This window comes from Nonomuraea sp. NPDC004580, from assembly GCF_040609855.1.
Classification (GTDB): domain Bacteria; phylum Actinomycetota; class Actinomycetes; order Streptosporangiales; family Streptosporangiaceae; genus Nonomuraea; species Nonomuraea salmonea.
Genome location: NZ_JBEXLH010000015.1, coordinates 112939 through 125501, shown reverse-complemented (window position 1 = coordinate 125501; position 12563 = coordinate 112939). Strand labels below are relative to the sequence as shown.

Below are 12563 nucleotides of genomic sequence, written 5' to 3'. Positions count from 1 at the left end.
TCCTGCCGGACGCGGGACTTCACGGAGCGGATGCCGCGCCATGCTGCTCGGCGAGGTGGGGGGCGAGTTCGTACGCCATGCGCCGCCTGGACGCCTCGACCGATCTACCGGCGGCCGCGATGGTGTCTCCGGCGCCGACCATCAGGCTGATGAGCTGGTTCTCGAAGCACACTTCTGGATCGTAGGGCGGGATGAGGTAGCCGCCGAGCTCCAGCGTGACGAGGCCGTGCATCGCGCTCCACATCTGGTGGGCCACCAGTTCCTCGTCGGCTGGGCGGAACCTGCCCGCCGCGACGCATCGGGCGGCGCAGCCGACGACGTCCACGAGGGTGTAGCGGCCGTACTGGCGGTCCTGTTCGGACAGTTCGAACCCGGCGAGCGCGGAACCTCCGAACATGGCCGCGTACAGGTGCGGGTTCGCCAGAGCGTTGTGGCGGTAGGCGCGGCCCAGCAGGGCCATGTCGCACACCGGGTCGTCGGAGGTGCCGACGAGGCTGAAGTACTGCTGCATGCGCGCGAAACCCTCGTGAACGATCGCGCGTACCAGGCCGCTCATCCCGCCGAAGTAGGTGTAGACGGGCATGGTCGAGCTGCCCGCCTCGGTGGCGATGCGCCGTACCGTCATGGCCTGCGGGCCGTCTTGCGCCAGGATCCGTGCGGCGACGTCCACCAGCTGGGCGCGGAAAAGCGGGTCCGTCTTGCGCGGTGACATCCGGCGGGACTTCCTTCCCTGAGACGAAACCGGTCAGTGGTCATCCGGTGGTCACCGCGCGGCCGGCCCGGCTGCGGTTCGTGCTGCCCGGACGTGGGTCATGGAAGTTTGAGCTCGGGCCGGTAGATGTCCAGCCAGGCGGCCAGGTCGAGGACGCGCTCCAGGCCCAGGCGCGTCAGCCGGTCCACCGCGGCCGGATCGCGCTTCGTGGCGCCTTCGAGCCAGTCCCGGTCCACCAGGGCGAACACGTCGTGGTCGCGGTCGGCCAGCAGGTCCTTGCCCTGGTTCTGCAGCTCCTGGCTGTAGTAGGGGTCCTGGGTGGAGGGGTAGGGGCTCTTGGGCCGCCAGGCGACCGAGTCCGGCAGCAGCTGCCGGGTGGCGCCGCGCAGCAGGCTCTTCTCCCGGCCGTCGTGGGTCTTCATCGACCAGGGGGTGTTGTAGACGTATTCGACGAGCCGGTGGTCGCAGTACGGCACCCGGACCTCGAGCCCGACCGCCATGCTCATGCGGTCCTTGCGGTCGAGCAGATACTTCATGAACCGGGTCACGTGCAGATGAATCATGATCCGCATGCGGTGCTCGAAGTCGTCGTCGCCGTCGAGGCGCCCCACCTCGGCGATGGCGGTGTCGTACGCGTCGAGCCGGTAGGCGTCGAGATCGAGTCGCGTCAGCAGGTGCGGGTCGAGCCCGGTGGAGTCCTTGTCGAAGGGACCGACGTTGACGGCGATCCACGGGAACGCGCGTGCGGTCTGGATCTGGGGGATGTGCATGTGCCGATATCCGCCGAAGATCTCGTCGGCCGCCTCGCCCGACAGGGCCACCGTGGACTTCCCGCGGATCGCCTTGAAGAGCAGGTACAGCGACAGGTCCATGTCGCCGGTACCGACGGGCAGGTCGCGCGCGAGGGCCACGGCCCTGCGGATGCCGGGATCGGCCAGCGTCTTGGGGTCGAGCACGATGTCGGCGTGCTCGGTCCCGACGTGCCGGACGACGTCCTGGATGAAAGGCGTGTCCGGAGTGTCGCGCAGGTCGTCGGGCCGGAAGTTCTCCGCCTGACCCATGAAGTCCACCGCGAACGTCCGCACCTGTCCGGCGCCGAGATGGGCCGCGGCCAGGGCGGTGAGGGCGCCGGAGTCCAGCCCGCCGGACAGCAGCAGGCACCGTGGCACGTCGGCGACCAGTTGCCGCCGCACGATGTCGTCGAGGAGTTCCCGGACGCGGCCTACGGAGGTGCCGGCGTCGTCGGCGTGCGGCCGGGTCTCCAGCCGCCAATAGGTGCGCTCGCGGACGCCGGTGACGTCGACGGTGACGATCGTGCCCGGTTCGACCTGCCGCATGTCCGCCCATATGGCGTGTCCTGGGGTGAAGGTGTAGGAGAACGCCTCGCGCAGCCCGTCAGCGTCGACGACGCGCTTGGCGAGTGGGTGGGCGAGTATGGCCTTCTGTTCCGAGCCGAACAGCACTCCGTCAGGCGTTCGGTAGTAGTAGAGTGGCTTGATCCCCATCCGGTCGCGTATCATGACGAGCTTCTGGTCCCGTCCGTCCCAGATCGCGAAGGCGTACATGCCGTTGAGGCGTTCGGCGACCGCCGGCCCCCAGTGCAGATATCCCTGTAGGACCACTTCTGTGTCACTGGACGTCCTGAAGCGCTTGCCCTGCCGGGTGAGTTCGTCGCGCAGTTCGGCGAAGTTGTAGACCTCGCCGCTGTAGACCAGGGTGACGGCGCCCGCGTCCGTGCGGACGGTCATCGGCTGGAGCCCGCCGGGCAGGTCGATCACGGCCAGCCTCCGGTGGCCGAGCGCCGCATGCCGGTCGACCCAGGTGCCGCGGGCGTCAGGACCGCGGCACGCCATGGTCTCGGTCATGGCATCCAGGACCTTGTGCTCGCGTGCCAGGTCGCGATCGAACGAGATCCAGCCGGTGATACCGCACATTCCGTGCTCCTCCTGTGGCCGTCGCAGAGGTTCGCTTCCGGTTCGATCGACGCGCAGCCGCCTTGGAGGCCGGTGCAGCTCCGTGCGCAATCGGATGGGATCCAGCATCGCGTGACCACACCGAGGGGTCTTCTTTCCTCGTGCTCAGCTTGCCCTCCGGCAGGCCGGCGGTGAGCCGTGGAGGCGCCGCATCGAGCAATCTGGGAGTGGCCGCCCCTCGTCACCGCCTGCCTAACCTACGCACGTTGCTTTCTTGCTCGTCCGGGTGGCGAAGACCGCTCATGAGAGGGGTGGCAGGATGACCGGAGCACATGCCGGCAACTCTGGATCGATCGCGGCTCATGCTCCGGCTGCGCCTCCCCACGAAAACGGCCATCAGCCGGGCAACGGGCACAACGGCACCCGCACGCGGGTCGCCGCGCCGGCGGCGAACGGCCACGTCCTCGACGACCCCGCGGCGAACGGCCACGTCCTCGACGACCCCGCGGCCGGCCGGAAGAACACACTGCGGGAACTGGCCGAGCTGCTCGGCCGCCGGCGCGAATCGATCAGGGACGGAGACGCGGAAGCCACCAGGCGCCAGCACGCCAAAGGCAAGCTGACGGCCCGCGAACGGATCGATCTGCTGCTCGACGAGAACACCTTCACCGAGATCGAGTTGTTCCGGCGCCACATGGCGACGGGTTTCGGCCTCGAACGCAAGCGGCCCCACACGGACGGCGTCATCGCCGGCTCCGGCCTGGTCTTCGGCCGCCGGGTTTTCGTGTACGCGACGGACTTCCGGCTCTTCGGCGGCTCTCTCGGCCATGCCCATGCCGCCAAGGTCCACAAAGTGATGGATCTCGCCATCTCGATGGGGGCACCGCTCATCGCCTTGAACGACGGAGCGGGCGCCCGCATCCAGGAAGGGCTGAACGCGCTGGCCGGCTATGGAGGCATCTTCCGCAGGAACGTGCGGGCTTCCGGCGTGATCCCGCAGATCAGCGTCATTCTCGGCCCTTGCGCCGGCGGCGCCGCCTACTCCCCGGCCTTGACCGACTTCGTCTTCATGGTCAAGGACACCTCTCAGATGTACGTCACGGGCCCGGACGTCATCGGTGCGGTCACCGGTGAGTCGGTCACGCACTCGGCTCTTGGAGGCGCCGAGGTGCACGGCTCCGTCTCCGGCGTGGCCGGTTTCGTCCACGACAACGAGGAGTCCTGCCTGGAGGAAGTCCGGTATCTGCTGTCGCTGCTGCCGTCGAACAACACCGAGTTCCCCGCCGTCGTGGACGCCGCCGATCCCGCCGATCGGGCCTGCGACGCCCTGCTCGACCTGGTGCCCGTCGAGGGACGCCGGCCGTACGACATGCGAGAGGTCATCGCGGAGATCGTCGACGACCATGAGGTCCTGGAGGTCCAGGAATCGTGGGCGCGGAACATCATCTGCGCGTTCGCGCGGATCGACGGGCATGTCGTGGGCGTCGTCGGCAACCAGCCTCTGGTCAGGGCAGGGGTGCTCGACATCAGGGCCTCGGAGAAGGCGGCGCGGTTCGTCCGCACCTGTGACGCGTTCAACGTCCCGCTCGTGACGCTCGTCGATGTGCCGGGTTTCCTGCCCGGCGTCGATCAGGAGCATCAGGGCATCATCCGGCACGGGGCGAAGCTGCTCTACGCCTACTGCGAGGCGACCGTCCCGCGCGTACAGGTCATCCTGCGCAAGGCGTACGGGGGCGCCTACATCGTCATGGACTCGCGGTCGGTCGGTGCTGACCTGTCGTTCGCCTGGCCGACCAATGAGATCGCGGTCATGGGCCCGCAGGGCGCCGTGGACGTCCTCTTCCGTAAAGAGCTCGCCGCCGCCGCGGAGCCTGCGGAGCTGCAGCGGCAACTGCTCGACGACTATACGGCCGAGTTCCTGCACCCGTTCTATGCCGTCGAGCGCGGGCTGGTGGACGACGTCATCGATCCCCGCGAGACGCGCAAAGTGCTGGCCGACGGGCTGGCGATGCTGCGCAACAAACGCGAGTTCCAGCCACAGCGCAAGCACGGCAATATTCCTCTCTGACTCGCGTGGTATTCGATTTTCGCAGTGAGCAATCTGGGAGAGGTCGCCCGCTCGTTCCCCGTGGAGAATCGGTCCGGGGCGCACCGCAGGTGACGCCCGCCGAGTTGTCGTGACCGGTCGAATGGGAGGTCGGATGACAAGCGCCTCTGTAAACCCGCCGTATGGCCTTGTCGCGAATCTGAACGGTGAGCGGCATAAGCCGGCACTCGGTTTCTTCGCCTTCATCGTCATCGCGCATTGGGCCGAGCACATCGCGCAGGCGTATCAGGTCTACGTGCTCAACTGGCCGCTTCCGGAAGCACGTGGCGTCCTGGGCGTTCCCTTCCCGTGGCTGGTCACCTCGGAATGGATGCACTACGGTTACGCGCTGCTCATGCTGGTCGGTCTCGTACTGCTGAGGCGCGGCTTCACCGGGCGCGCGCGGACATGGTGGAACATCTCGCTGGGCATCCAGGTCTGGCACCACTTCGAGCATTTCCTGCTGCTCATGCAGGTCATCATCGGCGCCAATCTGCTCGGCGGCCCGACTCCGCGCAGCATCATCCAGCTCCTCGTGCCCCGGCTCGAGCTGCACCTGTTCTACAACGCCATCGTCTTCGTCCCGATGGTGGTGGCGATGCTGCTGCACCGCAAGCCCGATTCCCAGGAACGGGCGACGATGGCCTGCACCTGCGCCCACGAGAGAGTGTCTTGAAAGCAGCGGGCACCCGAGGCAGGCGGCTGCCGCCCGGATTCGCCTTCCGGGCGACGGTCGCTCTCATCGGCGCGTCACTGACCTTCTTCACGACGCCCAGTGTCTGGCCCGCCATCCGGGCGGCTCGTGCGGACGGAGTGCCCGGAACCTTCACGGCCGAGCACATGGAATGCGTCCAGCACCCCGGCCATGAGTCCTGCCAATGGTACGGGGACTTCCGCTCCGAGGACGGCACGGTGAACCGGACGGACATCTTCATGTACGGGATGGGGAAAGGACAGCTCCAGGCGGGCCGGCAGACCTCGGCGGTCGACATCGGATTCCCCAACAGGGTTTACGGTCCCGGAGGGTCGAACGAATGGGTGTTCACCGTCGCGCTGCTCCTTGCCGGCGCCGCGCTGACGCTCGGTCAAGTGCGGAGAATCCACAGTTCCATGAAGAACGACGAAGCCGGCCCTGAAGGTCGGCGTGAGGGCCCGTAGCGCCCTCACGGCCGTCCGGCCGGCTCGGTGACGACTGCGCCGAGCCGGCCGCCCATCCCGACGGGTGTCACCCGGTCAGCCCGCTGATTCCGGCTACGGCAGTTCGACCGACTGACGGTGCCGGAAGAAGTCACGCGGATCGTACTTCTTCTTCACCTGCTGGAGCCTTGGGTAATTGTCCTTGTAGTAGAGGTCGTGCCATGGGGAGGTGGAGCGGTTGAAGGTGGGATCGCTGAGGTCGGCGTCGGGGTAGTTGACGTAGCATCCATCGGTCACGTCATTGGGAACGGGCACGCCGCCGGTGGCGGCATAGGTGTCCTGGTAGCTTTCGCGGGCCCAGGCGATGTTCTCGGCGTCGTCGGCGGGATCGCTCCAATTCGCCGCCCAGAGCATCTTGAAGGCCGCGTCGCGGTGGACCGAGGCGGTGTCACCCGGCCGTACGGCGGCGGTCATGCCGCCGAACGGCGACAGCTGGACGCTGAGATTCGGGTTGTCGATGTCGGTGCGCGCCAGATGCTTGTACAGCGCCTCCGCCTGGGCCTGGGGGAAGGCGGCCTTCATGTAGGCGGATTTGTACTCCCCGCGCAGCGTCGGGTCGTTGAGCAGCGGGTTGGTGGTGCCGGTCAGGCGGGCCGCCTGCAGCCACGGGAGCCGGACCTGGCTGATGAACGGCTGAGCCACGCCGTTGCTCATGAAGGTCAGGTAGTCGTTCAGGATGGTTTCGGCGTTGGGTGCCCCGGCGTCCACCTGCGTGAGCAGGACGACGGTGCCGTTCGAGATGTGGTTGAGCACCATGAAACTGCTCAGGAACCGGGTCGGGCTGGTCGGGGCCGCGTTGGTGACGTGCCAGTTGGCGTAGTTCTGGATGAGCTGGATGAACCTGTCCTTGTTCAGCTGGTCCCACCCCCAGGCGGCGACCGCGTAGAGCACCTTCGCCGGCGGCCTGGGCAGCAGGCGGGTGGGGTCGGTGCCGGTGGCGTCCGGCGAGCGGAAGAAGTAGCGGGTGACGACGCCGAAGTTCCCCCCACCGCCGCCGGTGTGCGCCCACCACAGCTCTCGGTGGGGGTCGTCGGCCTCCCGGGTCGCCACCACCTTGCGGACGGCGCTCGAGGCCTTGACCGTCACGACCTCCACCCCGTACAGGTGGTCGATGATCAGGCCGTCGCGGCGAACCAGCCAGCCCCAGCCGCCTCCGGCGACGTGGCCGCCCATGCCCACGGAGTAGCAGATGCCGCCAGGAACGGTGACGCCCCAGGTCTGGTACAGCTTCTCGTAGACGTCCAGCAGCGTCGCGCCTGCCTCGACGGCTATCGCGTTGCGCGCAGCGTCGTAGTAGACCCGGTTCATGTTGGACAGGTCGATGATCATTTGAACGTCGGAGTTGTAGACGAAGTCCTCCAGGCAGTGCCCGCCGCCTCGTACCGTCAGCCGCTTGTTCGCGCTGACCGCCTCCGCGACGATCGCCCGCACCTGCCGCGGGGCGTCCACCACGTGAACCGAGCGCGGTGCCGCCGTGTAGCGGGCGTTGAGCGCCCGGACCAGGTCCGGGTACTGCGGGCTGTCGGGGCCCACGGTCGTGGCCGTGCTCGTCTGGCGGGCCAGCACCGCCGGGTCGGGTTCCGTGGCCGCCGCGGCGCTCGAGGCGAAACCACCGGTGATGATCCCCCCGCCGACGCCGGCAGCGGTTCCCGTCAGGAATTTCCGCCGGTCCAGCCCCCGTCGTTGTGCCATAGTACGTTGTCCCTTTCGCTCGGTGAGGAGCGTCAGCGTCAGTCGTCCGCTGATGGCCAAGGCGCGCCGACAGCCCGCACGCTCGTCCCCCGTATGGCGGCCCATGGAGATACGCAACGCCTTATCCGAATAAATCCTGACGATTTGGTATTCGACGGGACGCTTTCCTCGCGTCGGCATCACCACGGCTTCGTTCCGCGGTTCGCCGCCTGTTGCTTGCCATGCGCATCACCATCTGGGCGCCGTGCAGAAAAATGCCCATTTCGCCTACGATTCGAGCAAGCCCATGTTCGCTGACGGAGCCAATTATGGGGAGCAAGCGGAGAAAGCGTCTTCTTCCAGATTGCTCTGCAGATCGTCAGCGAGGGCGAACGGGCCGGCCGGGAGTGTGGGTGCTCACGGGTGCAGCCGTACCGTACGGTCGCGCAGCATGTTGCGGCGCCGCAGGATCGGCATGGCCTCGGCCTGAAAATCGACACCGCTGTCGAAGTCCTTGATCATCCCCTCGATGACCAGCAGCGACAGCAGAGGGAAGGCGAACTCCGGCGCCGGGAACACGCCGAAGCGCCGCTGCAGGTCGAACAATCTGCCGGCGAAGGGCGCCAGCGCGAACTGGCCGGACTTCGCTCCGGACGCCTCCTGCACGAGCTCGGTCAGGCCGGTGCGAAAACCCGCCACGTCGCAGTCGCCGACGACGTGCGCCGCACTTTCGATCACGATCTGCGCGCAGGTCCAGCCGTCGCCCATCGCCATGTGGATGAAGAAGTCGGCGAAGGAGCGGCGCACCTCGTCGGGCAGCCGGATGACGAACCCCGCGTCGAGCATCACCAGGCCGGCGCGCTCGTCGAAGTACAGGTTGCCCGGATGCAGGTCGCAGTGCACGACGCCGTCGATGAACAACATCTCGTAGACCGCGGCAAGCACCGCCTGCACCACGTGACGCCGCGTGCCGGCGTCCAGGTCGCCGGGGGCGAAACGCTTGAGGCCGCTGATGTACTCCATCACCACGACTTCGGGCGTGCACAGGTCGGCCAGCGGTTCGGGAATGCGTACGTTTGCGAGCCCGGCCAGGTTCGTCCGCAGCTCGGCCAGCGCCGCGGCCTCCGCAGGGAAGTCCAGCTGCCGCAGGATCGCCGAGCCGACCTGCTCGTGCATCACCTTGAACGGCATCTTGCGCAGTTTCGGGACGGCGCCGAGCGTACGCATCAGGGCGAGCGTCAGCGCGAAGTCGCGCTCCATGACCCATTGGATTCCGGGCCGGCGCACCTTGACGGCGACCCGCCGGCCGTCCAGGGTCACGGCCTCGTGCACTGTCGCGATACTGCCGCAGGCCATGGGCTCCCAGGTGAACTCCCTGAAGGGCCAGCGCGTCCCGGCGTAGGCGGCGAGGACCGCCTGCCGGACCCGGCGCCTGCTGGGAGGCGGCGCCGCATCGGTCAACCGCGAAAGCGGTCCGGTCACCGCCGGCGGCAGGAGGTCCCGGCGGGTGCTCACCAGCTGGCCGATCTTGATGTAGGACGGGCCCAGGCGGGTGAGCATCGTGACCCACCTGTCTCCGTCGTGCAGGCCGCCGGCCTGCGCACCGTGACCGGCGCGCCGCCGTCCCAGGAGGCGACGAGATTCCGCCGCGCCGAACAGCAGGGCGTAACCCGCCATGATGCCGCCCACGTGCACGGCCCGCACCGCCATGCCGGCCGCTCGGAGAACGCGGCCCATGAATCCGTTCACCATCGCCCCCAAGACTGATCGCCGTCGGCGGGATGTCCCCGGCCGCGTGGCCGTACTCATAGAAGGATGTGGTCGCGCCAGTCGGCGGGGGTGTCGATGCGCTGGAACGCGCCGGCATGGAACAGCAGCGCGTCTTCACCGGAGCCGCGCTCGAGGTTCACGATCTCGCCGAGAAAGATCGAATGGTCCCCGCCGTCATAGACCGCGGCCAGGGAACACTCGAACCACGCCAGCGCGCCGGGCAGCACGAGGCACCCGGTGTGCGGCCCGGCGAGGCAGTCGACGTTCGCGAACTCGGCCAGGCCACGAGGGCGGTGGCGGTCGGCGAAGTGCCGGGCCACGCCTTCTTGCCGGTCGGACAGGATGGAGACCGCGAAGGCACTGTGCCGCAGGATCATCTCGTGCATCGCGGCGTCGCGCAGGACGCAGACCAGGACCATCGGCGGATTCAGCGACACGGACGTGAACGAGTTCGCGGTCATGCCGCGCGGCTCGTCCCCGCCGGCGGTCACGACGGTGACACCGGTCGCGAAGCTCCCCAAGATGCGTCGTAGTTCTCGGGGCTCGAAAGTGGTGCTCGCCGGGACGTTGTTGGCCGTCGCCATTCGCCTTAGCTCCCTTCCTCGGGCCTCGGCACGCTGCCGCGCAGCTCAGCCCCGCAAGAGCAGGCGGGGACGCTTCCGCCCCGGTGATCCGATGCGTGTCGCGCCGAAGCCTCTTACCGAGATGGAATGAGTATTCGACGTCACTTGCGGCACGCGCTTCTCCGACCGTGCCCTGCCCGCACAGGGCACCACTTGGCCATGTGTCGGTCAGGCGGGGAGGGCCGGGCGACGGTGCTGCCCGGCCGCCGAATCCAGATCGCTGCAGCGCCTGCCGTTCCACGTCGAGATCGCCGAAACAGCAGTGCGGGTACGGCGAGCAGCAGGATGAACTTCAGCAGCGTGTGAGCAGGTTCACCACCGCCTGACCACCATGACCCTGCGGCGAGGAGTGTGGCTGAGACCGAGAGCAGGACGGCCTGAAGGTGGAGGCCGCCGCGTGCTGGTACGGCGCCAGCGGTGATCGCGGAGAGCCCGCCTCCGAACGTCCAGCGAACCTCGCGCGCTTGTGGCGTTCTCCGCTCCGTCACGACGTCATCAAGCAGACGTGTATGCGGGCGATGCGCAGCGTTGGTGCGGATCCGGTGCAGGGTTCACCCGCCACCGGCACAGGTGCCGCCGGAGCACTCAGCGGCCCGGCCGAGCAACGCCGATTCGCCGATGCCGGGCTCGCCGCGCAGGACGAGGCCGCCGCTGCGGCCGGCTGCGCCAGCGCATCGAGGCGGTCATCTGGACACTGAAGAACCAGCTCGGCCTCGAACGCCACAACGCCCGCCACCCAGACGGCCTCTGGGCACGCATAAGCCAGTTCGACCAGGCCAACGGCGCGCTTCTGTGATCACGCAAGGCGGGCGGTGGCGTTTCTCACCAACATCTCGCCCTGCATTGATCACCAGCCGCTGTCGAAGACTCACCTGGAAGCGCTGCCCCTTCAGGCCAACGCAATCACTGCCTGACCTCCCGTAGGTCACAGTGCGTGAGGGTCGCCGTGAGGGGTAGGCGCATATGACTATCACCAGTACGACAAGGGAGGCGCCATGAGCGGCGTTCTTTCCTCCGCCACCAAGACTCCCGTTCAGATGGCGGCGCTCATCGTCGGCGCCGTGTTCCTGCTGATCGGCATTCTCGGGTTCATCCCTGGCATCACCACTGATTACGGTCAGATGCAGTTCGCCGGCCACGAGTCGGGCGCGATGCTGCTGGGCCTGTTCCAGGTGTCGGTCCTGCACAACATCGTCCACCTGGGGTTCGGGGTCGCCGGCGTCCTGCTGGCCAGGACGTGGGCGGCGGCACGCGGGTTCCTGCTCATCGGCGGCATCATCTACCTGGTGCTCTGGCTTTACGGGCTGTTCGTCCCGCACGGCGGCGGGGCCAACTTCGTCCCGTTCAACACGGCCGACAACTGGCTGCACCTGGTGCTGGGGGTCGTGATGATCGTGCTCGGGGCGGTAGCGACGCGTGCACGGCTCCAGCACCGCCTGGACACTCGCTAGCCGAGACCCCGCCGAGCTCAGCGACTCGCCGCCTTCCGGGGCCGGCGGGCGGCCAGCTCGACCCGGGCGAACAGGACGGCCAGCACGGCCAGCACCGCAGAGGGCGCCAGGAGCCAAAGCCAGCGCTGCGCCCACCAGCCGGCGGTTGGCTGCGCGAGCAGGGTGCCGCCCAGCCTCTCATAGGCCCAGAGCACCCCCAGGTACGCGGTCATGTGCCAGAGGAAGACGGTCAACGCGACCACGTTGAGGGCCACCACCGGCTTCCAGACGGCCGGCCGGCGTAGCAGGCGTTCGGCGGCCGGCGTGATGAGGACGAGCAGCCCGAGCTGGAAGACGGCGAGGGCGGCGATGGTGGCGTTGGTCGGGAAGATGTTGGATTCGGCCTCGCCGGCGGTGGACACCATCGAGAGGGGATAGCCCGCTCCCACGGTGAGCCCGGCCAGCGCGGCCAGACCTGCCGCGGCGATCGCGAGCCGCTGCGGCAACGGCCGGTGCCCCAGCTGCCAGGTGCGCCAGGCGTAGCCGAGCTGGTGGCAGAACACCCACACCAGGGCGGCGGTCGCCCAGCCCGCCCAGTCCAGGCCGGCGCCGCGGTGCGCCACGCCGCCGAGGGCGATCAGCAGCACGAGCGCTACCAGGACCCGGGCTCCGTAGCGGGCGTGCAGGCTCGTGGTGATCGGCACCGCGGCGATCAGCAGGCCGTACACGCCCAGGAACCACAGGGGCGTCAGATAGCCGGGGAACCACTCCCACATCCATCGGTGCGGGCCGGGCAGGGCAGCCGCGATCAGCTCGCCGGCGAGCCAGAGCAGGGCCCAGGCGGCCGTCGGCCAGAGCAGCCGGCGCAGCCGGTCCAGGACGAACTGGCCGGCGGTGGTCCCGCGTGCCCGGGCCCGCTGCCGGCCGACCAGGTTGGCGTACCCGCCGACCAGGAAGAACACCGGCATGATCTGCAGCACCCACGTGGCCAGCCAGCCGCCGGGCACGGTGTGGATCGGATTGGGCATGGACAGGCTGCCGTCGGCGGTGCGGTGGGTGACCGACAACGTCCAGTGCCAGAGGGTGACGACCACGATGCACAGCGCCCGGGCGGCGTCGACCACGCGGTCGCGGGACGCAGGCGTGGCCGAGACCAGCCGG

General features: G+C 68.4%; 10 protein-coding genes. 4 read left to right on the top strand and 6 right to left on the bottom strand.

The features are described from left to right. Positions 1-19 precede the first annotated feature (19 nt). The gene (locus ABZW11_RS18540; protein ID WP_355418507.1) at positions 20-712 is read right to left on the bottom strand and encodes a TetR/AcrR family transcriptional regulator; all 693 of its coding nucleotides are present in this window, start codon (positions 710-712) and stop codon (positions 20-22) included. 98 nt (positions 713-810) lie between these two features. Then, positions 811-2646: an asparagine synthase (glutamine-hydrolyzing) gene (asnB, locus tag ABZW11_RS18535; protein ID WP_355418505.1), complete on the bottom strand. Its 1836-nt coding sequence runs from the start codon at positions 2644-2646 to the stop codon at positions 811-813. Between the two features lie 298 nt (positions 2647-2944). On the opposite strand from asnB, the gene ABZW11_RS18530 reads away from it, so the two are divergent. The 3 genes from ABZW11_RS18530 to ABZW11_RS18520 all read left to right on the top strand — a co-directional run bounded on the left by ABZW11_RS18530 (position 2945) and on the right by ABZW11_RS18520 (position 5869). Continuing rightward, complete coding sequence (locus tag ABZW11_RS18530; protein WP_355418503.1) at positions 2945-4693, top strand: acyl-CoA carboxylase subunit beta; 1749 nt, start codon at positions 2945-2947, stop codon at positions 4691-4693. A 133-nt stretch (positions 4694-4826) separates the two neighbouring features. Further along, entirely contained in the window at positions 4827-5387 is a 561-nt protein-coding gene (locus ABZW11_RS18525; protein WP_355418501.1) for a hypothetical protein, read from the top strand. Beyond that, positions 5384-5869: a hypothetical protein gene (locus ABZW11_RS18520; protein ID WP_355418499.1), complete on the top strand. Its 486-nt coding sequence runs from the start codon at positions 5384-5386 to the stop codon at positions 5867-5869. The genes ABZW11_RS18525 and ABZW11_RS18520 overlap by 4 nt, the downstream gene beginning before the upstream one ends. 93 nt (positions 5870-5962) lie before the next feature. Here ABZW11_RS18520 and ABZW11_RS18515 read toward each other — a convergent pair whose 3' ends face one another. The 3 genes from ABZW11_RS18515 to ABZW11_RS18505 form a co-directional block, all read right to left on the bottom strand. Then, positions 5963-7600 carry an FAD-binding oxidoreductase gene (locus ABZW11_RS18515; RefSeq protein WP_355418497.1) on the bottom strand — a complete coding sequence of 546 codons (1638 nt, stop codon included), beginning with the start codon at positions 7598-7600 and terminating at the stop codon, positions 5963-5965. Positions 7601-7996: 396 nt separating this feature from the next. Continuing rightward, the gene (locus tag ABZW11_RS18510; RefSeq protein WP_355418495.1) at positions 7997-9316 is read right to left on the bottom strand and encodes an AarF/UbiB family protein; all 1320 of its coding nucleotides are present in this window, start codon (positions 9314-9316) and stop codon (positions 7997-7999) included. A 68-nt stretch (positions 9317-9384) separates the two neighbouring features. Continuing rightward, positions 9385-9933: a flavin reductase family protein gene (locus ABZW11_RS18505; protein WP_355418493.1), complete on the bottom strand. Its 549-nt coding sequence runs from the start codon at positions 9931-9933 to the stop codon at positions 9385-9387. A gap of 1034 nt (positions 9934-10967) precedes the next feature. On the opposite strand from ABZW11_RS18505, the gene ABZW11_RS18500 reads away from it, so the two are divergent. Further along, complete coding sequence (locus ABZW11_RS18500) at positions 10968-11423, top strand: DUF4383 domain-containing protein (protein ID WP_355418491.1); 456 nt, start codon at positions 10968-10970, stop codon at positions 11421-11423. Between the two features lie 17 nt (positions 11424-11440). On the opposite strand, the gene ABZW11_RS18495 is transcribed toward ABZW11_RS18500, so the two are convergent. Further along, entirely contained in the window at positions 11441-12526 is a 1086-nt protein-coding gene (locus ABZW11_RS18495; protein WP_355418489.1) for an acyltransferase, read from the bottom strand. Positions 12527-12563: the final 37 nt, after the last annotated feature.